The 20,940-nt window shown below is 70.8% G+C and carries 15 protein-coding genes; 8 read left to right on the top strand and 7 right to left on the bottom strand.

From position 1 onward, the window contains the following. Positions 1-346 precede the first annotated feature (346 nt). Together ACI79G_RS15155 and ACI79G_RS15150 are read right to left on the bottom strand one after the other, a co-directional pair. Entirely contained in the window at positions 347-4,477 is a 4,131-nt protein-coding gene (locus ACI79G_RS15155; protein WP_456881943.1) for an nSTAND1 domain-containing NTPase, read from the bottom strand. 30 nt (positions 4,478-4,507) lie between these two features. Then, complete coding sequence (locus ACI79G_RS15150; protein ID WP_456881942.1) at positions 4,508-4,786, bottom strand: CU044_2847 family protein; 279 nt, start codon at positions 4,784-4,786, stop codon at positions 4,508-4,510. 984 nt (positions 4,787-5,770) lie between these two features. Between ACI79G_RS15150 and ACI79G_RS15145 the strand changes: the two genes are divergently transcribed. Beyond that, positions 5,771-6,595, top strand: coding sequence for an HARBI1 family protein (locus ACI79G_RS15145; protein WP_456881979.1), 825 nt, complete (start codon positions 5,771-5,773; stop codon positions 6,593-6,595). A 91-nt stretch (positions 6,596-6,686) separates the two neighbouring features. After that, positions 6,687-7,013: a type II secretion system F family protein gene (locus ACI79G_RS15140; protein ID WP_456881941.1), complete on the top strand. Its 327-nt coding sequence runs from the start codon at positions 6,687-6,689 to the stop codon at positions 7,011-7,013. A gap of 1 nt (position 7,014) precedes the next feature. On the opposite strand, the gene ACI79G_RS15135 is transcribed toward ACI79G_RS15140, so the two are convergent. The 3 genes from ACI79G_RS15135 to ACI79G_RS15125 all read right to left on the bottom strand — a co-directional run bounded on the left by ACI79G_RS15135 (position 7,015) and on the right by ACI79G_RS15125 (position 9,273). Next, the gene (locus ACI79G_RS15135; RefSeq protein WP_456881940.1) at positions 7,015-7,656 is read right to left on the bottom strand and encodes a hypothetical protein; all 642 of its coding nucleotides are present in this window, start codon (positions 7,654-7,656) and stop codon (positions 7,015-7,017) included. Positions 7,657-7,891: 235 nt separating this feature from the next. Further along, the gene (locus tag ACI79G_RS15130; RefSeq protein WP_456881939.1) at positions 7,892-8,824 is read right to left on the bottom strand and encodes a hypothetical protein; all 933 of its coding nucleotides are present in this window, start codon (positions 8,822-8,824) and stop codon (positions 7,892-7,894) included. Between the two features lie 215 nt (positions 8,825-9,039). Further along, positions 9,040-9,273 (bottom strand): hypothetical protein, encoded by a 234-nt coding sequence (locus tag ACI79G_RS15125; protein WP_456881938.1) that lies wholly within the window; start codon positions 9,271-9,273, stop codon positions 9,040-9,042. 572 nt (positions 9,274-9,845) lie between these two features. Here ACI79G_RS15125 and ACI79G_RS15120 point away from each other — a divergent pair. The 3 genes from ACI79G_RS15120 (at position 9,846) to ACI79G_RS15110 (ending at position 13,583) form a co-directional block, all read left to right on the top strand. Continuing rightward, on the top strand, positions 9,846-10,040 hold the full coding sequence (locus ACI79G_RS15120) for a hypothetical protein (RefSeq protein WP_456881937.1): 195 nt from the start codon (positions 9,846-9,848) through the stop codon (positions 10,038-10,040). A 133-nt stretch (positions 10,041-10,173) separates the two neighbouring features. Continuing rightward, entirely contained in the window at positions 10,174-10,503 is a 330-nt protein-coding gene (locus ACI79G_RS15115) for a hypothetical protein (RefSeq protein WP_456881936.1), read from the top strand. Between the two features lie 314 nt (positions 10,504-10,817). Then, positions 10,818-13,583 (top strand): peroxidase family protein, encoded by a 2,766-nt coding sequence (locus ACI79G_RS15110; protein ID WP_456881935.1) that lies wholly within the window; start codon positions 10,818-10,820, stop codon positions 13,581-13,583. A 19-nt stretch (positions 13,584-13,602) separates the two neighbouring features. Here the strand turns inward: ACI79G_RS15110 and ACI79G_RS15105 are convergent, their stop codons facing one another. Then, complete coding sequence (locus ACI79G_RS15105) at positions 13,603-14,292, bottom strand: RNA polymerase sigma factor (RefSeq protein ID WP_456881934.1); 690 nt, start codon at positions 14,290-14,292, stop codon at positions 13,603-13,605. Between the two features lie 199 nt (positions 14,293-14,491). Between ACI79G_RS15105 and ACI79G_RS15100 the strand changes: the two genes are divergently transcribed. Continuing rightward, positions 14,492-15,298: a hypothetical protein gene (locus tag ACI79G_RS15100; RefSeq protein ID WP_456881933.1), complete on the top strand. Its 807-nt coding sequence runs from the start codon at positions 14,492-14,494 to the stop codon at positions 15,296-15,298. 15 nt (positions 15,299-15,313) lie between these two features. On the opposite strand, the gene ACI79G_RS15095 is transcribed toward ACI79G_RS15100, so the two are convergent. Beyond that, positions 15,314-18,361, bottom strand: coding sequence for a patatin-like phospholipase family protein (locus ACI79G_RS15095; protein WP_456881932.1), 3,048 nt, complete (start codon positions 18,359-18,361; stop codon positions 15,314-15,316). A gap of 438 nt (positions 18,362-18,799) precedes the next feature. Between ACI79G_RS15095 and ACI79G_RS15090 the strand changes: the two genes are divergently transcribed. Further along, a complete protein-coding gene (locus tag ACI79G_RS15090) occupies positions 18,800-20,047 on the top strand; it encodes a CpaF family protein (protein WP_456881931.1) in 1,248 nt (415 codons plus the stop codon). Then, a complete protein-coding gene (locus ACI79G_RS15085) occupies positions 20,035-20,901 on the top strand; it encodes a type II secretion system F family protein (protein WP_456881930.1) in 867 nt (288 codons plus the stop codon). Before ACI79G_RS15090 ends, ACI79G_RS15085 begins: the two co-directional genes overlap by 13 nt. Positions 20,902-20,940 lie beyond the last annotated feature (39 nt).

Here is a 20,940-nt window from a genome sequence, read left to right as displayed (position 1 = left end):
TAGCTACCCCTGCCTGACAGCCACGCCATCCAGAGCCGTCACCGCTGACGTCAAGGGTCCACCGACTGCGGGCGGCGGTCACGGCCACGGTCGCGCAGTCCTTCATCCCGTCGGTGGCCCTGTCCGGCTTCGGCGCGTGCCCGTAGGTCTTCTGTACCAGCGTGCCGTCCTGCTGCCCGAGGAGCCGGCCCGTACTGGCGAGTCAAGGTATCGCGCCGTGCTAACCGCATATAACAGTTGTTCTATGATCCTGCGCCAGCTTCACACCATGGCCGCTCTCGGGGCCGTCAGCCCGCGGAACCGGCGGCCAGCCGCGCCCCATCATCGGATAATACTGCGACAGCAGCTATCCGCACACCGGGATGTAGTCGAACTCAGGGGCGTATTCACTCCACTCTTCCTCGCTGAGGCTACGCTGGACCATTCCACAGATGCGACTGAGAGCCGAAGGAGCGTCAAAGGGAACAATGAACACGCCATGATAACCGGCCACGACCAGTTTCCGGCTGTCCGGGAGAAAAACGAAGTGTCCCCCCGAATCAAGACTGGCCGAACCCGCCAGCTCAAGGTCGGGCAGACTCCAGACCAATATGTGATCTGATTGTCCCATGTTAGTGGTTGTAGCGATGTACCCGCCATCCGGGCTGAAGTCGGCCTCTAATGGACTGGATCCGGTTGCGATGGAACGCGAAAACTGCAGCCCCGACGCGGGATCCCAGATGCTTAACTCCTTGCGATTCCCTACCGCCAACAGCGTCCCCTTCGGATTGAACTGCAGGTACTCCGCGTCGGCAAAGGACAACTCACGATTCACATTCCCCGCCGCGTCGTACACGACGACTCGGCCGGCGGAATCGGCTACCGCTACACGCTGCCCGCCAGCCTGCAGAGCCAAGTCACGCACAGGGCCGTCGGCTATTTGCACACGCCCCACCTCCGACTCACCCACGACATCCCAGATTAAGATTTCCAACGAGTCGACAGAGGCGAGAAACCTCCCGGCAGGATCGAAAGCAAGGTCGACCACGGGGTTGTCATGTGCCGGCAGCTGAACGATCTCTGCGCCCTCAGAAACCAGGTTCACGACGCTCACCTGATTTGGAGCGTCTTGCGTCGTGGCGAAGCGTCGCCCATCGTCAGTCATGGCAGACGGGGAAGGCTCGGGTAGAGAGGACTTGGACACAGTAGCGGTCACGGTCCAGGCTCCCACGTCGTGGACGACGACGCCTGGAAAAGCCAACCTTAGAACATTCTCTGCGCCACTGGAGGAACGAACACCCACGTGTTCCGCATCCAGGGGAGCGCCGAGATCCACTTCCGATGGGCCGAGTGCAAGCACGCCCCCTCCCGCCGTCGAGAGGATCGTCGTACCATCAGGGCTCAAGGTCGCGCCGTAGTATCCCGACCCGACGGCGCCAAGAAACTTTCGCTCCACCATGTCGAACAAAGCGAAAATGAGAGACCCCATGCTAACAAGGGCCCTACGTCCGTCGGAACTGAAGGACACAGCGGATATGCCAGACGATTCGAGGCGCCCTCCCGACAGCTGTGCTCGGTCGTCAATGTCCCACAACGTCCAGGTCGATCCAATAGCATACAAGGAGGAACGTCCATCAGGCGCGACGGCAATGTACCCCGTCTCGGAATATCCGAGGGATGGGTCGATCGGGATAGGTTGGTCACGTGTCACCTCCCGCTGCCCGGCGATGTCCCAGGTCACGATGTCGCCACTGTCGGCATAGGCCAACCTGTCGCCCGAGGCGAAGTTGACCGAGCAGCTCCCTTCTTTAGCGGCGACCTGGCGGATTTCGACTGACGAGTACAGTTGAAGAGGGTCGACGGTCCATAGGTCTATGCCGCGGGGGCTGCAAGTGCCGAGGTACCGGCCATCGGGACTGAAGCCGACACTGCCTTCGTAATTCAGGCTTGCGGGCACCCTCTCGAGTCGATTTGCCGCTGGCCTCCACAATGACAGTTCGTCCAAGGACTGGTCGTCGAAATCGGACGAGGAGAAGGCCACCACATCCCCGTTCGCGTTGAATGTGGCCTCAGTCACTCCGCCCGGCGCTTCGACCGCTGGCACCTTGCGGTCACCGCTTCGCAGGTCCCAAATCACGATTTCATCGTCATTCCACAACATGACGAGGCTCTGATCGCTCGGGCTGAACACGGCGCCAGTGATGTTTCCCATGTCGGTGTTGAGCAATCTCTCGACGTCGACCCGCTCGTTGGCCAACTCCGTCAACGCCATCGTTGCCTCGGTTGTAGGAGCCAACTTGTACGCAGCACCCGCCAAGAGGCGCGCGGTGTCGGGCTCGAACCAAGAAAGCTGATCGGCCTGGGTCACCAATGAGCGGGACCCGGCCAGCCGGGCCTGCTCAGCCGAGCGCTGCGACGCCACAATAGTGAAGACCCCCAGAACCGACGAGATAGCCAACAGCGCTATCAGGCTCACCACCGCAATACGCAGTCGCCGCACTCCCCGTCCACGGAGAGTGCAACTCGCGGCGATGAAGCCCTTCTCCGCTTCGGTCAGATCCTCCCGTCGGTCTTCTAGCCACCGCTCGGCCACAGCCAACGGAGCACCTCGCAACAGCGCACCAGGATCGCGCCCGACCTCCTCCCAGCCAGTCATGGCGGTGCGCAGCTGTTCCTGCCAGGTGCGAAATGCGAGGTCCTCGTCCACCCACTCGTGCAGACGCGACCATCCCCCGATCAGCGCCTCGTGCACCAGCTCGACCGACTCCGCGCCGGCAGGATCCCGGTCGGCGACCACCAAGCGCGTGGCGGCGAGTCGCTGCCCGAGCTCCCACTGCGAGTCGGTCATCTCGGCCCGCCGGGCCACGCGGCGGACCGGCAGTCCCACGTCTGTCGGGCGCACGAGCTGTCCTAGGAGCTGCCGAGCCTGCTGCTGCTCGTCCGGCGTGAGCTCGTCACGGTAGACGCGCTCGGCATACGTAGCGAGCGCACCATCAACGCGGCCGAGATCGTCGTAGGCGGTGTGCGTGAGCACCCTCCTGTCCTGCCGCTCCCACAGCAGGGTCAGGGCGAATTGCAACAGCGGCAGGCTGCCTGGCTCCTCGCCGACATCATCGAGGATGCGCTCGACGAGGCCCGGCTCGTACCGAACGCCCGCGGGCAGCGGCTTCTCGATCACCGCCCGTAGCTGACTCCTCCCCATCTGGCCGATGGTCGTCACCGCCGACTCCAGGGCGGCTGCCAGGGCCGGGTACCGCAGGGCCTCTCCGAGGAAGTCCGCGCGCATCGTCAGCACGATCGAGAGCTGCCTCGAGCGCTTCTCCTGCTGGAGCGGGAGCACCGACACCAGGGCCTGCACGAATTGACCGACGACCTCGGGTGGCCGCGTGAAGACTTCCTCGAACTGGTCCACCACCAGGAGTAGGTGTGCCGCACGTGCTCGGGTGAGTATCCGGGTGACCGCGTCGGCTATCCCGCCGTTCTGCAGGCGTTGGGCGACGGGGTCCGTGAGCACCAGTCGCTGCGTCTCCGACTGGTCGGGCTCCAGGAGGGGGAGCAGCGCTCCGGCGAGGGCGTGCAGGGGGGACGACGCCTGGGACGGGCGCATGGTAGCGCTGAGCCATCCCTCCTGCTGCAGGAGCGCCGGCACCAGGCCGGCGAAGACGACGGAGGACTTGCCGCTTCCCGAGGGGCCGACGACGGCGACCAGGGGGCTGCGGGCGACCTCGCGGACCAGTTGCGCGGTGAGGTCCTCGCGGCCGAAGAAGACCGCGGCGTCCTGCGTGCGAAAGGGGTAGAGGCCGCGGTAGGGCGATGCCGCGATGGCGCGCTCGGCCAGCACGGGCCAGGATTGCATCAGGACACCGGCCGGGATCAGGTAGGCGGCGCGGAGGTCGTTCTGTGTCTCCGCAGCCACGGTCATGCCGACGATGCCAGCCAGCTCGTCGTCCCAGACCGCACCTCCGCTGAACCCTGCCTCGATGGGGTACCCGGAGGTGCTGCCGTCCATCTGGACCCAGCCGGCCGCCTGCGCGCCCCGAAGGACGCCGGTGGCCCACACGCCGTGATCGTGTTTCCGGGGGAACCCGAACGTCCGGAAGTGGTGTCCCCAGAGATCGTCGGCGGTGACGAGGCGGACCGGTGACAGGTCAGCTGGTCGAGGACCCGCCAGGGTGAGCACGGCGATGTCGCCGCTGTCGTCCGGCGCGACGGGGCACCAGACCTCGACCCGCGCCTGCACGACGTGACCGCGGGCCACGAGCGGGAACTCGAGCTGCACGGTGTCGTCCTCACCGGGCTGCTCCTGGTCTCGACGCCCGAGTGCGCTGGTCACCACGTGCGCGCATGTCACCACGTGGTCGCTGTCGACGAGGAATGCACTGCCGACCACGGCGCCGTTCCCGGCGCGCACCCGAGCGAGGGCCGCGTTGATCTCTCGCGGCACCCCGGCGGGCCTGACCGCTCCCGATCCCGCGGCCAGCACCTCCGCCGCGGTCACGGCTGCCTCGATCGTGGGTCGCGACCCTTGCTAGGCGGCGCCACCGGGTCTCCACGAGAGCTTCACGGTGAAGTGCCCCTCGGCCGCCGTCTTCGCAATGACGGCGCCGGCCTCCCCCGTCAACTTGACTCCGAATTCCAGTTCGAGCCCGTCCGGCGACAACACGCGCAGGGTCTCGACGGAGGCGCCGGCGGCGTCCCGCACCCCGGCAAGAGCCTCGGTCAACCGACGTCCCGCCTCCAGAACGCCGTCGTGGCCGCGGCTGACGCGTTCGATGCCGACGGCGTCCTCGTCGACCTCGACCAGCACGGAGCCACCGTCGTCCAGTTGGAAACGAACCATCTCATTCATCCGGTACCCCGGCTGAGGACTTGGTCGGGAACGTGTGGGCGCTGACCAGCGAGCCCACACCTACGCGGACCACGTCACCGCCACGTCACCGCCACGGCACGGCAGCGTCCACCATATCGACGGCACCAGGCCTGCGGCCTTGACCCGGTCGGTGAAGGCCCAGGGGACATTCTGCACGACCCGGTCGGAGTAGATCCTCGCGCCGGACGGTGGGGTGCGGAACGCTCATCGCCATCGCCATCGCCATCGCGTTCGTGAGCAGCGCACCGGTCGGCGAGAAGTCGCTCGGCCAGCCAACCACCCACCGGGGGTAGGCGTCCAGGACGACGGCGCAGTAGACCTTGCCCTCCAGGATGGGCGCTCGGTGCTGTCGGCGACCCGCAGCCTAGCCCGGGGCTTTCGTCGCGCATGTGCGCATAGGCCGCTTGGGCGGCACGAAGGGCGCTCCTAAGCTGCGAGGATCTGGTTTGTCGAGGACCTGATCTGCGCGAGACGGAAGCACTGTTCGGGTGAAGCAGCGTAGTGGTCGTTATCCGGCGTTGGCCGTCGACGGTCGGGGCCGCCGGGTTGTCTCCGAGGCCGGTGGGGTGCTGCTGACCCGCACCGCGGCCAGCGTCGGTCTGGACCGGGCGCTGAGCGAGGCGCTGGCGCCATGGCGGCGGCCGTCAGCCCCGGCTGGCGCGCGTGACCGCGGTCCGGTGTCATCGTCGACCCAACTTCCAAATACTGGATAACCGGCTAGTCGGCATCGCGCTGCCAATCAACTACTACCGCGGACAATGAGCCTTTCCCAGTAGGAGGCGGCTGGCAGGTCGGGCGGACACGCCGACGAGCGGCAGGTGACGGGAAGAGGCGCAGGACCTCGGTAGGAGGGACGCCTTCTCACAGACCGTCTTCCCCACCCGAGGTCCTGCTGTGTCCGATCCTGTCACCTACACCGCCGTGCTTCCGGTCGCCGAGGAGACCGTGCACTTCGTGTCGGGCCTGCTGGCCGCCGAACTCCGCCGCCGAGGAACCCGCGGCCGGCGCCGGGCGCTGGGCTGCTACCGGCAGGCGGTGCTGGTGCTGCGCTGGTTTCTCGACGGCAGCCGGCTGGCGCAGCTGGCCTGCGACCACGCCATCGGCCGCTCCACGGCCTACCGGTATCTGCACGAGGGCATCGACGTGCTCGCCGCCGCCGCACCCGGGCTCCGCGGCGCGCTGCTGGCCGCCCGAGCCGCCGGCCATTCGCACGTGACCGTGGACGGCACGCTGGTCCGCACCGATCGGTGTCGCGTCGCCGGGCCGACCGCCCGCGCTGATCGACCCGAGCGTCGGGTGGACCTGTGGTGGTCGGGCAAGCACGCCGCCCACGGCGGCAACGTACAGGTCATCGCAGCCCCGGACGGCTGGCCGCTGTGGACCTCGCCGGTGCGGCCGGGCCGCGAGCACGACACCACCGCGCTGCGGGCCCATCCCGAGGCGCTGCCGTTGCTGACCGAGTGGACCGACGAGGCTCACGCCGCTCTGGCCGATCTGGGCTACCAGGGCGAGCGAACGGCGCTGACCACGCCGATCAAGAAGACCACCGATGCGCCGCTGACCGCCGACCAGCGCACCGTCAACCTGCTGCACGCGGCCACCCGCGCGCCGGCCGAACGCGGCAACTCTCTGCTCAAGACCAGCTTCAAGGCACTGCGCCGGGTCAGCCTCCGCCCCTGGCGCATAGGCGCGATCACCGCCGCCGCCCTCGTGCTCCTCCATCACGAGTACGGCCGGACGACATGATCACCGACCTGGTCCAGCCACTACTGGGAATGGCTCAATCAACAAACAGAACGCTACATCCACCCTCCGATACACATCCCAACCGTCACCGTTGACCCTCAAGGCTTTACTGAGAAACGGCACGCATGCTACCAATAGAGGTAGTCTGGGCCCCGCTTCGCGGGGCGCGGCACTGGGCCGGGCGCGCGCGGGCGTGCCGCTGGCCGACGCGCTCCAGCAGCTCGCCGACCGCACCTCGCTGGACCCGCTGGCCCGCTTCGTCGACGGCCTGCTCGTGGCCCTCGAGCGCGGCACCCCGCTGGCTGAGGTGCTGCGGTCGCAGGCGGCCGACGTCCGGGAGGCCGGCAAGCGCCGGCTGCTCGAGGCCGGCGGGCGCAAGGAGATCGCGATGATGGTCACAGTGGTACAGCCGACCTAGTTCACTCGGCTGGAGGACGGCGTGAGCGTTTCGGCAGTGGCCGGTCGTACGGGGTTATCAGTTCGCGCAGTGCCCGGCTCATGCTCCTCTGACGCTCGTATTTGGCACGGTCCACGACGTCGGTGTCTATGAGGCAGTTCTCGAGGACAGGGGAGGGCCTTCCGCTGACGATGGCATCTGCCCCCCACCACAGCCCCCGTGGCATGAGCCCTGGATGCAGGTCGATGTAGGCGTCCGAGGTGTAGCGCGCGCTGGCTTCGAGCTGACTGGACTCCGGCATTGGACGCATGTCCCGCAAGGCACCGTTGAACCGTCCTGTCGACGACGCGTCCAATCGCCCGTAGAGCGTGCAGCCCAGCTTGATGCGCAGCTTGCGTCCTCCGTCGAAGTGATTGCTTGCGATGTCCATCGGACCCACGTTGGCCACTACGAGGCTCAGGATGTACGGGTCCTTGACCTCCTTGCCCTTGTACGTGACAGCCAGGCCCGCGGTCTCGCCGCCGCGAATCAGGGGAGTGGCTGACCAGTCGAACAGCAGCTTGCGTCGCCGGTTGCCGTACTGCCGCGTGGCCAAGACCGCCACGGGGATGCCCACCACGGCCACGATGAGAGCGGCCAACGCGATCTTGTCCCCCGTGGTCACCCATCCAGAATCTCTTGACCGCGCTGCGTAGGTGGCCGTCCCCTCTAGTCATCCGGCGATGGCGTGCTCTCGCCAGCAGCCCGCAGCCGCCGCCCCCTTGAGGCGCGTGACCCGGCATCCGGCACCGTGTGGCCCGCCAAGTCAGCGACGGTCTACGCGGACACGCAGGACAGCGGTTCAGCAGAGGTCGCCGGAGAGCATCTGCAAAAACTTTACTTGATCCTTGGACACCTAATCAGCATTGGGGCAGCGCCTCTAAAGCGCCGTCGTCGATTTCGCCGTAGGTGAGGGACGCATACTGCACCACGTTCGGCGACCCGTTGATGCGGACCCAGATGTCGGACTCTCGTGATTGCTCACCGGCATTTGTATCCGAGACGACCAGTCGGCCCCTCGTCTGACAAAGGGCCGGTGCAGTCTGGTCATGCTCGAAGCTGCCATTGCTGATCTTGTCTTCTGGCCTGTCTTCCACGCCCGGGTAGACACTGATGTATTGCGACCCACCGCCCAGTGAGTCGAACCGGAGAACCGCCTGGCTCGGACTGGCGCTTGAAGTAGGGGCAGGGGTTGAGGTGGGGGCAGGGGTAGCTACCCCCTGAATTGCAACCAACGTTACCGGCACCCTGTCCAGTTCCTGCGTGTCCCCGGGGAGTCGTTTACCCAGGTTAGCGGCCACCCCGTCGCGATTTTGAACCGCTTCCTCGATCGCGCTCCCGTCGCTCGGTGCGGCTACCAGAACGAGGTCATAGGGGTCGGGGAGGTCGCTGGACTCTGTGCCTAGGCCGACCTCGCGGATGGTCCAATCACCACGCGCCTCAACATCAATAGGGGACGGGTTGGCCGTGGTGGTGTAGTAGTTGCCATTAGGAGCTTTCGAGAGTAGCCACAAGTCCCACCCTTCAGGTAGCTCGGCCGAGCCGCTGGCATCTATAGGGCTCGTCACTTCCGCGTCCTTTGCGGGTGCGTCAAAGACTCCCGACAAGGTTTCCTCCGGTCCATCATTAATGATGAAGCCGGCAAATAGGGCAGCCACAGCGCTGAGCACACTGCCAATCCCTGCGGTAATGGTCCACCACAGCGGCTTTTTGTAGGTGTATGCGAATATGGCAAATGCGGCAAGGATCGCAGCTAGCCCGATAAGAACGCCGCCCCACCCATCCGCCGTCACGAACTCCCCCAAGTACGTCGCAGGCCATGGTGAGCGGCCTTCGGAAGCGTGCGGTGAGACTAGCTCCCGTGCAGGCGTCACACTGGGTCGCGCAACCGCATGTCGTCGTGAGCGGCTCAGGGAGTGCGCCGCATGATGTGGAGCAGGGCAGAGCAGCCCGCTGCGCGCAGCGTGTGGGCAATCAGCCGGACACTCGACCGGCGCAAGCAGGCGGCCTACCGCAGCTCGTAGTCGGGGTTGTCCTTGGCGTGCTGGAGCACTGCCCGCAGCGCCTCGTCCCGGCTGACCGCTCCGTGCCCACCCTGGGTGTACGCGATCCACAGCTCGTCGAGCTCGGCTGGCGGCTTCGGGTCGCGGTACACCATGCCGACGCGGCGGCCGTCGACGTACACCTCCTCGACGCGCCCGCCGAACTCGGGGTGAAGTCGGGGCACGATGTCGTAGTCCATGCCCGGACCCTAGGTGCGGGCGTGTGCCGCAGCTCCGGCCCTGGCCTCATGCGCCGCACCCGCCCCACCCGCCACTTTCGTCACAGCGTGACGCGGTGCTGTCAGCGTGGACGGCGATGCTGGCGCTCATGGCAGACGACTATGTGACCGGCCGGGAGCACGAGCTGGGCGACGCCCCGAAGCTGGGCGACAGCGTGCGCAGGGACCAGGCATCGCCGGGTTGGGCGCACGCGGTGGCCCGCCACCACGCGGAGAACAGCGAGGGGCCGTGGCAGGCCGAGTGCGGCACGACCGTGCGCGTGATCCGGGGCGCGTGGACCCCTGGCCGGGGTGTTGGCTCAGGCCGTCCGTGTCCCGAGTGCAGGGCGCTGGCACCGGCCTGACCCTGGGGTGCGCCGCGTCCCGTCCGAGAGCCAAAGATGGAACCGAACCGTCAGCCGGCCTCGGAGCCTGACTGCGCTCCTGGCCGGGCCCGGCCGCAGCGCTCTAGCTCTCAAGCGCCAAAGTCGAGGCGAGAGGCGGGGTTCGCGGCCAACGCCGACGTGCCCTCGTCCGCGGGTGCCGATCGCGCGGTGGCGGTGGTGGCGCGGGCGACCTCGCCGCGGACCGCTGAGGGGCTGGTGTGCAGCTCGGTGCAGGAGGTCGACGCCAGCGGGCTGACGCTGGTGGTGGTCCGCTGCTCGGGGGCGGTGCCCACGCTGCTGGCCGGGCTGGGCGCGCTGCTGCCGGTCGAGGTCACCGGCCGGGCGGTGGAGGAGGGCGCGTGAGGTGGCTGCGGGCCCGGCTGGGCCTGGTCGCCGGGGAACGCGGGTCGGCGCTGGTGGAGTTCGCGTTCGTCGCGATCGTGGTGTTCGTGCCGCTGGTGTACGTCGTGGCGGGGTTCTCGGCGGTGCAGCGCGGGTGTTCGCCTCCACCGCCGCCGCGCGGGAGGCCGGGCGGGCGATGGGCACCGCGCCGGATCCGGTCACCGGCGCGACCCGGGCGCAGGCGGCGGCGCGCCTGGCGGTGGCCGACCAGTCGGTCGAGGCGACCGACGTGCGCGTCGGCTACGCCCCGGCCGGTGCCGGCTGCGACGCCGCGGGCGGCTGGACGCCGACGCTCGCGCGCGGGGAGGAGTTCTCCGTCTGCGTGACGGTCACGGTGCGCATCCCGCTGCTGCCGGAGTTCGTCGACGCCAACACCGCCACCGGCCAGTTCGTCGTCGAACGCGACCGCTACGTCGACGCCTGACCAGCAGGTCGCGGTCCAGACGACCCGTGACGGGGAGGGCGCGGAGGACAGCGGATCGGCGGCGTCGGGCCGTGGTTCCCACGACCGGGCCAGGTGCCCGACGGGACCACCGCGCGCGGCCGGAGCCTTCGACCCTGGTGGCCGTTCCCCGGCCGGGACACGGTGCACCCCGTAGGCGGCTCCGTGGACGGGGCTCGCGGTGACCTGGTGCCCTGACGGAACACCGCCTGGGGACGCTGTATCAGCTCGGCTCTGCCCGCCTCCTCCAGGAGTGGCCCGGTGCGGGGCACGGCTCGCCGACCACGAGGGGAACGATGCCGGTGGGACACCAGCAGTACGAGCGGTACGAGCGCGATAGCGAGCAGGCCGAGCTCCAGGTCTTCGAGGAGCTCGCCCGGGAGCTCATGCTGGTGCAGGAGAAGAACCGCAGGGCGCGGGACGCGGCGACCGTGGACCGTGCCTTCCACGCGAAGACCGTGCTGGCCGTGGAGGACGCCTGCCTGCGGGTGCGGCGCGACCTGCCGCAGGACCTGCAGCGGGGCTGCTTGCGGCCCGGCGCCGAGCTCCCCGTCACCGTCCGGTTCTCCAACGCGAACGGGACCGCTCGGCCCGACAGCGCCCCGGACCTGCGCGGCGTCGCGCTGCGGGTGCACGCGGGCGGGGACACGGTGCACGACCTGCTGATGACCAACTGGCCCGTGTCCCCGGCAGCCAACGCCCGGGAGTTCGTGGCGATGGCCTCGGCGGTGGCGGGACGGACGTCGAGGGTGTCGAAGCTGCTGTCCCTGGCGCTGCGGCTGCCCCGCAGGGTCGGCCCGTTCGCCACCGTCCGGATCATCGGGAACCTCCTCTGTTCCACGCGCCGGTCCGAGAGCCTCGCCCGGGAGAGGTACTACAGCCGCGGGGCGATCCTCTGGGGGGAGGCCGGCCCGGTCCGCTACCGCCTGCGTCCGGTGTCCGCACCGGAGGTCCCGCGGAGCACCGGTCCGGACGAGCTGCGCACCGACTTCGCCCGCCGGCTGGCGGCCGGCGACGTCGAGTTCGACCTGCAGGTGCAGCGCTACGTCTCGGAGCGGCGGACACCGGTCGAGAACACGGCCCGGAGGTGGTTGCTCGTCCGGTACGAGTCCGTGGCCCGCCTCGTCCTGCCCCGCCAGGACGTCGGCACCGCACGGGCCCGCCTCGTCGAGCACCGCGTCGACCGGCTGGCCTTCAACCCCTGGAACACCACCGACGAGTTCCGGCCGCTCGGCAACCTGAACCGGGCGCGGCGGGCGGCCTACGAGGCCGGCAGCGCCCACCGCCTGCACCAGCGGTTCGTGACCGTGGAGCCGCGACGGACGGTCCTGCTCAACGGGCTGGTCGGCCGGGTCTTCGCCCGCGTCAACCGGCGGCGGCCGTGGCACCGCCTGCCCGCCCGGCTGGCCCTGCTGAACCTGGCGGTCCTGCGCCGCCAGCTGCGCCGCGAGAACCTGATCGACACCGACCTGCCGGCCCGGGTGGAGGTGCGGCAACCCGGGCCTCCGCCCCCTGCCGATGCGGTGGCGCACCGGACCGCGGACGGCTGCTGGAACGACCTGTCGTGCCCCGGCATGGGTGCCGCAGGTGCCCGGTTCGGCCGCAACATGCCCGTCGACTCCCGCCGGTCCGACCTCCCCGACCCGGTCGAGGTCGCCGACCAGCTCCTGGCGCGGAAGAGCTTCATCCCCGCCCCCTCGCTCAACGTCCTCGCCGCGGCCTGGATCCAGTTCCAGGTGCACGACTGGGTGCAGCACCGCCGCCACCCGGTGGGCGAGCGCAGCATCGACCTCCCGCTCCCCGACGAGCGCCGGTGGCGCAACACGACCGACGGCCGCCCCGAGGGCGTCATGCGCATCGCCGAGGACGACGGCGACCGCAACCAGGTCTCGCACTGGTGGGACGGCTCGGAGGTCTACGGCAGCGACCCCGACAAGGCGGCCCAGCTGCGCGAGGACGGCGGGCGCGGCGCGCGGCTCCGCCTCGAGGACGGCCACCTGCCCACCGGCCCCGGCGAGGTGGTGCTGGCCGGGTTCTCCGACAGCTGGTGGCTGGGCCTCAGCGCCCTGCAGACCCTGTTCGCCCGGGAGCACAACGCGGTGTGCGACGCCCTCCAGGAGGAGTACCCGCACCTCGACGACGAACGGACGTACCAGACCGCGCGGCTGGTCGTCTCCGCGCTGATCGCCAAGATCCACACGGTGGAGTGGACCCCGGCGATCCTCGGCACGAAGACCCTCGACACCGCGATGTCGGTCAACTGGCGGGGTGCGCCGGACCAGTGGCTCACCCGCCTCGGTTTCCGGTTGCTGGACCCGCACGCCGTCCACGGCATCCCGCGCACCCGGCCCGACCACTCCGGCGTCCCGTTCTCCCTCACCGAGGAGTTCGTGACGGTCTACCGGATGCACCCCCTCATCCCCGACCGCTACGCCTTCGTCGACTCCGCCACCGGGGAGGTCCGCGAGCTCGGGTTCGACGACATCTCGGGCCGGAACACCCAGGACGTGTTCCGCGAGATCGGGCTCGCCGACTCCCTGCGCTCGCTGGGCACCGCCCACCCGGGCGCGATCACGCTGCACAACTTCCCGGACGCGCTGCGGCACTTCGAGCGGGACGGCGAGATCGTCGACCTCGCGGTGGTGGACGTCGTGCGGACCCGCCGGCGGGGCGTGCCGCGCTACAACGACTTCCGGGCCGGGCTGCACATGCCCCGGATCAGCCGGTTCGAGGAGCTCACGACCGATCCGGAGACCCTCGCCGCGCTGCAGCGGCTGTACCCGTCGGTCGACGACGTCGACACCGTGGTCGGCCTCCTCGCCGAGACCCCGCCCGCCGGCTTCGGGTTCAGCGACACGGCGTTCCGGGTGTTCCTGCTCATGGCGTCCCGGCGGCTGCAGAGCGACCGGTTCCTCACCGTGGACTTCCGGCCCGAGGTGTACACGCCGCTGGGGATGGACTGGGTCGCCCGCGGGAGCATGGCCGACGTCGTCCGGCGCCACTGCCCCGAGCTGGCCGGGGTCGTCGGGACCGGCAAGGCGGCGTTCGCCCCGTGGCGCTGACCTGCCGGTCCCGGGACCCTCACGCCGCACACGGCCGGTGGGTGACCCCACGCCGGTCCGCTGCCAGGTAGCGGCTGACCGCCGGCGTGGCCTCCAGGCGGGCCAGGGTGCGAGCCCGGGTCGGGCCGATGCTGCCGATCGGCATCCCCAGCATCGCGCTGATCTCCCGGTAGCTGAGCGGGGGGTCGGCCACGAGCAGGAGCAGCAGGTCGCGCTGCGCCGTCGGCAGGTCGGCGAGACCCTCGCGCACGGCCTCGACCTGCTCGGCCTGCAGCAGGTCGGCGTCGACGTCGGGGTCGTGCCCGAGGAGCGCCTGCGTGGAGTCGTCCAGCGGGTCGACCGGCAGCGTCCGCGCGCGGCCGCGGGCCAGGCGGAGGCTCTCGTGGTGAGCGGTCGTCGCGATCCAGCCGGGCAGCGCGAGCGGCTCGCGGAGCCGGTGGAGGTGCTCCACCAGGCGCAGCCAGATCACCTGGGCGACGTCCTCGGCGTCGTGCTCGCCGAGCCGGTACCTGCTGGTGATCGCGCGGACGAGCGGGGTGAACCGCTGCACGAGCCCCTGCCAGGCGCAGGGCTCGCCGCGCCGGGCGGCCTCGACGAGCGTCGCGGGGTCGGGCTGGCCGGCCGTGCCCGGACCCGGGGTGTACCGCTGGGTACCGCGGTCCGGGTCGTCCTGGGGCAGTGCGTCGAGGCTGTCGTGGAGCGTGGACATGTCGGTCCTCCGTGGCGGCCGTTTCGCTGGTGGGACGACTGTCGAGCGGGCCGGCACGGCGGGTCCAAGCCCATCAGGGACGGCGGACACGGACGGGGACACCGAGCCGGGCACGCGTTTCCCGGGGTGCGAGGGCGACACCTCCAGCGCTGGAGGTCCTAGGCTGGAGGTCCAGCTCCAGTGGCACCCGGGGGAAGCGATGCCCGAGGACGACCTGTCGGCGGTGCTGACGAACGTCGCAGCCGATGCCCGCCCGGTCACCCGCATGAAGATCGCCAACAGCCCGGAGACGCGCGCCTTCCTCGACATCGGGCTGCTGCTGCTCTGCGACGACCTGCTCGACCACCGGGGTCCCGACCTGATGGACGACCACGACGCCGGCACCCGCCTGTTCGCCGGGCTGTCGCAGGCCCGCCTGATCGAGCGCGCGGAGCACGAGGACGCCCGCCGGGAGCACCCGAGGATGCTGACCGTCGGGATGTTCCGGGACCGCTGGCGGTACAAGAGCCGCTACACCGAGGACCTCATCGCCTACCTGCTGCGGCCGGCTCTCGTGGAGCACGCCATCCACGACGTGGCCGAGGTGGCCAAGGGACTCCCCGAGGACCTGTCCTTCGCCGACCTCGTCCGGCAGATGGTCGAGCGGGTGATGGCCGTGACCCTGGACGACCCGCTGTGGGGCCTGCGCACGGTCGTCTGGGTCGCCCTGCCGAACCACCCGCGGGTGCAGATGTTCCTCAAGGCCCAGTACGAGGAGTGGATCGCCTACTGGACCGTCCTCCACGAGAGGCTCGCCGGCCGGTTCGGTCTGCAGTTGCGCCCGGAGTACACCTGGCACGACGTCGCGGAGGTCTTCCACGCCCTCGCGGAGGGAGCCCGGCTGCGGGCGCGGGCGACGGGGTCGGCCACGGCGCTCTCGTCCGGGGACAACGTCCTGGTCGGCGCGATCCACATGTTGCTGCCCGGCCTGTTCGTCAACCCGGAGGCCACGACCCGCAAGCCCTAGCCCGGGCGGAGGTCGTCAGTGCCGGCTGCCGTTGAGCCGGCTCGTCCGCAACCACCGCCGGCTGCGCCGACCGTTGCTCCCCGGGTCCGTGTGTGACGGCGGCCGGTCGCGACCGCCGGCGACCGTGGCGGCGACGGACACGGCGGACGCCACGGCCGCTCCGTTCCCCACCGGCGGGAAGGAAGGCGTCGGGCCCCGCACCCCGGTACCGTCCGTGCTCTCGGGCAGGTCGCCGACGTGCTCGCCGAGGGAACGGCAGCGGAGCCCGAGCTCGTGGCCCAGCCGCTTGTACGAGGAGAACTTGCCCTCGTCGAACCACTGGTCGGCGGTGCTGTCGTGCGGGAACACGGGGTTCGACGCGGCGTACGCCAGGAGCTCGTAGGGCAGCTGCGGCCACAGCACCGCCTTGGCGAGCACGAGGACGCCGGTGCGCTGATCCGGCTCGAGCCCGCTCTCCTCCGGGTAGGTGATCCGCATGGTGACGACGCCTCGCTTGCACAGCCGGGCGTTGAGCGCGGCCAGCGGCTCCTTCGGCTCGAAGGGCTGCCCGCTGCCGGGGACGAGGTCGAACAGGTCGAACCCCTCCTCCGGCTCGATCCGCACCCCGAGCTCGTCGTGCGCCAGGCGCAGGGCCGCACCGAACGTGCCGGCGGTCGGCGGCGCGTCGCCACTGGCGTCGATGACGTAGATCGTGCGGCACCCCCGCCGCAGCGCCTCGACCAGGCCCAGGTTCTCGTAGTGGCCGCCGTCGGAGACGTGCAGCAGCCTCTGGAAGTACGGGTGGACGCCCAGCACCTCCCGCAGGAGGTAGGGCAGGCGGCGCACGTGCGGCATCCCCGGCAGGGTCCAGTCGTCCTCGGCCGCGAGGTTCTGGCGCAGCAGCAGGTAGTCCGGGTGCGGCAGCCACGACCCGAGCCGGGCGCCGGAGATGGCCAGCAGGCTGCCGTACCAGGACGATGCCCGGCCCATCGCCGAGGCGAAGGCCGCACCGCTGATGGCCACGGCCGCCTGGACGGTCAGGTCCCGCTTCAGCTGCTGCGGGCAGGCCTCGATCGCCACGGACGTCGGGACCCAGCCGATGTCCGGCCCGCCGATGTGGTCGCTGCTCATCACGTAGGAGACCGCCCGGAGCCCGGGAGCGGTCCGGTCGTCGTCGACGAGGTTGGCGGCGGCGGCGAAGACGAACCGGGGTCCGGGCGATCCCCAGTCGTCGGGGTGCACGCGACCGTGAGTGCTCAGCGTGGTCGGCTCGGACGGCAGGTACGGGACGGCGACCCCCTGTCGCGCGCGGACGGCGAAGGCGCTCGCCAGCCGGGAGCGGTAGAAGGGGTGCAGGCTCAGCGCGGTCTCGTCGACGAAGCCGCCGACGATCACCCACAGCACGCCGACGACGAGGGCGACCTCCAGCGCCGTCGCGTCCGCCCGGGTGGCGACGGCGGCGCCGAAGACCAGCAGCCAGACGGCGGCCAGCAGGGCGAGCACGAGCGTGACGAGCAGCAGCCGCAGGACCGAGGCGGGAGTCGTCGCCGTCGACCGCGCGGCCTTGCCCCGCTCGCGGAGCTTCCTGACGCTGCCGGGCTTCTTCGAGAAGGCTGCCGCCACCGTGGCGAGGTAGCTCAGCAGGACGGCGACGAGCGGCCCACCCACGGTGATGGCGCTGCTGTCCCCCGTGCGCGCGTAGAGCCAGCAGGTCGCGTAGCTGATCGCCGGGACCACGAGGACGAAGGTGGCCACGACCGCGGCGAGGGCGGCGGCCGCCTGCGCGGTGCGCAGGAGGAGCCGGCACATGAGTGAGCGCTGGTCCCGCCAGCTGGTGAGGACCACCCCGGCCAGCCAGGACAGGCACGCGACCCCGGCGAGGACCCCGAGGCCCCAGAGCGCGGGCGCGTGCGGCACCGGGTAGGAGACGGACGAGCCGCTCCCTGCGACCGCGACGTGGCTGAGTCGCGTGACCGGGACGGCGGCGTAGAAGACGCCGACCAGCACACCGATGACGACGGCCCCGCTGAAGAGGACGAACAGGCTCCCGATCAGCCCACGCGCCAGCAGTGCCAGAGCCAGGACCAGCTTGCCCGCCGTGCTGGCCAGGTAGCTGGAGTGCCGCCGGAGGTGGTCCTCGACGACACCGCCGGGCGCCAGTGCGTTGTCCGGGTTCCGGTCGACGCCGTCCGTGCGCGGATCGTCCGAGCCGCCACGGGTCAGGGCCTGCACCAGCGCCCCGGCGGTGTAGCCGCCGCCGGACACGGAGATGACGTAGTCGGCCTCCTTGACCACCGGCCGCAGCGCCTGGACCGCGCCGAGCGCGACGCTGGCCGAGCGCACGCCCCCGCCGGACAGGCACACCGCCACCGGCCCGCCGTCCCCAGCCGATCGCGTGGCCGGCCTCGTCTCCCGGGGCACGCGGTAGGCGTTGCGCCACCGGGTGGAGTCGAGCATCGCCGCGGGGACCCGTTTGGGGACGTTGTCCGGCGGGGGCGGTTCCAGCGGGGGCGGCGGGATGATGCCGCTCGTGTCCATCGCGGCGAACCGCCGCAGCCGGTGCGGGTTGTTGCCGATCACCCGGGCGAACGTCAGGACCAGTCCGATGAGTGCGGTGACCGTTGCGGGGACGGCTACGGACCACTTCACCGTCGCGGCGGCCCCCGCGGCGGCGTACCACCGCTCGCCCCGGTCGCCGAAGAACAGGAAGGCGTTCTCGGCGAGGTCGGCGACCACGGTTGCGGCGGCGCAGAGGAGGCCGAGGTCGGCGAGGTGCCGGGACGTCGTGCTCCAGGTCATCATGCGAGCCAGCCAGCCCAGCACGGCCAGGGCGGAGCCGTAGCCGAGGATGAGCAAGAGGTCCGGTCCGAGCGTGTCGCGCAGGAGCGCCGGGTCGGCGGGCCGGTCGAGCCCCAGCTCGATGCGCACCAGGTCGGGCAGCGGGGGAGAGAGGTGCCGGTAGGCCACCCACCCGGCTCCCGCGGCGGCCACCGCCGCCAGGGCCAGGGCGACGGCAGCGGTGCGGCGGATCCGGCGCTGCACCTCGGTCGTCGGCTTCATCGTCGACACCCGCGGTCCGGCCACGGCGGCTCCTCCCGGCGCCGGGGGGGATGCGTCGGCCGCTGCCGCCGTCGCGCCGGGAGAGGTCGACTGTGCTGCTCGATCGGCCACCGTGTCCTCCGCCTGCTGTGCGGTCCGTGGGACGGCAGCCGTTCGCGGGGCGCGCGGGAGCTGCCACCCGAGGGAGGGCTGAGGAGTCGCGCTGATACGTGTGGGCCGCTGCTCCGGTCGGCTCAGGGACAGCCGCTCGCGCTACCGAGGTCTGCTCCACGCGTGACCGGGGTGAGCGCGATGGTCCCGACCGTTCCGTCGTCCCCGGTCGGGGGTCATCCGATCGGTGGGCCGGCCGGTCGGCCGGGTGCGGACTGTCCACAGATCGGCTGACGCCGGTCCCGTGGAGCTGCGCCGTCCACCTACAGTCCCGTCGTCCCGAGCGGTGTCGGGCGGTGAGACGGGGGTGCGGTGCCGACTGCGACGAGCGCGCTCGACGTCGTCGACGGTGAGGTGCGCGAGCTGATCCGCCGCCGGGGGCTGGACCCGTTCACCGAGCCCGGGCCGGTGCGCCTGCTGGTGCGCGACGTGGTCGCGGACTACTCCGAGCGGTCGCTGACCTCGGCGCTGCCGCCGATCGGCGATGCGGATGCGGTGGTGCGGGACGTGCTGGACCGGGTGGCCGGGTTCGGGCCGCTGCAGCGGTGGCTCGACGACCCGGAGGTGGAGGAGGTCTGGGTCAACGAGCCGGGGCGGGTGTTCGTCGCGCGGCGCGGCCGGTCGGAGCTGACCACGACGATCCTGGCGCCCGGGGAGCTGGCCGACCTGGTGGAGCGGATGCTGCGCACCTCGGGGCGGCGGATCGACATGTCGACGCCGTTCGTCGACGCGATGCTGCCCGACGGGTCGCGGCTGCACGTGGTCATCCCGGACATCACCCGTCGGCACATGGCGGTCAACATCCGCAAGTTCGTGCTGCAGGCGCACTCGCTGGACGAGCTGGTCGAGCTGGGCACGCTGACCCCGCAGGCGGCGCGGTTCCTGGAGGCGGCGGTGGTCTCCGGGCTGAACGTGCTCGTCGCCGGTGGCACCCAGGCGGGCAAGACCACCTTGTTGAACTGTCTGTGCGCGGCGATCCCGGCGCGGGAGCGGGTGATCACCTGCGAGGAGGTCTTCGAGCTGCGCGTGCCGCTGCCCGACGTGGTGGCGATGCAGACCCGCCAGCCCAACCTCGAGGGCGCCGGGGAGATCCCGCTGCGCCGGTTGGTGAAGGAGGCGCTGCGGATGCGGCCCTCCCGCATCGTCGTCGGCGAGGTGCGGCAGGAGGAGTGCCTCGATCTGCTGATCGCGCTGAACTCCGGGTTGCCAGGCATGTGCACGCTGCACGCCAACAGCGCCCGCGAGGCGGTCACCAAGATGTGCACCCTGCCGCTACTGGCCGGCGAGAACATCGGTCACGCGTTCGTCGTCCCCACGGTGGCCGCCAGCGTCGACCTGGTCGTGCACGTGGGCAGCGACCCCGACGGACGGCGCCGGGTGCGCGAGGTCGTGGCCGTCCCGGGCCGCGCCGAGGACGGCGTCATCGAGCTCGCCGACGTCTTCACCACCCGGGACGGCCGGCTGGTCCGCGGCACCGGTTATCCGCCGCACCCCGAGCGCTTCGCCGCTCACGGCTTCGACCTGCCCGCCCTGCTCGACGACGCGCGGTGGCACGGGTGATCGGCGGCCTGCTCGGGTTGCTGCTGGGCGTCGGCCTGCTGCTGGTCTGGCGCAGTGGCCCGCGCGCCCCGCGGCGTCGGGACCGCATCCGGAGGCCGTCGCGCCGGCAGCAGCAGCTGGCCGCGGCCGGGCTGACCGGCGTCAACGCCGTGCAGCTCACCGCCCTGCAGGCGGGGCTGGGGCTGCTGGCCGCGGTCGTCGTCCTGCTGACCACCGGCACGGTCACGGTGAGCCTGCTCTTCGGCGCCTTCGCCGCCGCCCTGCCCGTCGTCCAGGTGCGCCGGCTGGCGGTCAAGCGCCGGGCGGACCTGCGCGAGGTCTGGCCGGAGGCCGTCGACAACCTCGCCTCCGCCGTCCGGGCCGGGCTCTCGCTGCCCGAGGCGCTCTCGGCGCTGTCGACCCGCGGGCCGGAGGTGTTGCGCCCGCCGTTCGCCCGGTTCGCCGCCGAGTACCGCTCCAGCGGCCGGTTCGGGAACTGCCTCGACCGGCTCAAGGACGACCTAGCCGACCCGGTCGGCGACCGGATCGTCGAGACGCTGCGGGTGGCCCGCGAGGTCGGCGGCAGCGACCTGGGCCGCGTGCTGCGCACCCTTGCCTCCTTCCTGCGCGAGGACGCCCGTGCCCGCGCCGAGCTGGAGACCCGGCAGGGCTGGGTGGTGCAGGCCGCGCGGCTGGCCGTCGCCGCGCCGTGGGTGGTGCTGCTCCTGCTGGCCACCCAGTCGACGACGCTGGCGGCCTACGACTCGCCGCTGGGGACGGCGATCCTGCTCGGCGGCGCGGCGGTCTGCCTGGTGTCGTACCGCCTGATGCTGCGGATCGGCCGGCTGCCGCAGGACGTGCGGGTGCTCCAGTGAGTGAGCATCGCAGCGAGCGCCAGGGAGCGAGGAGCGGAT

The sequence above is a fragment of the Geodermatophilus sp. SYSU D00779 genome, from assembly GCF_054050595.1.
Note: the sequence above shows the minus strand (reverse complement) of the source record. Positions and strands in the feature narration are given on the sequence as shown.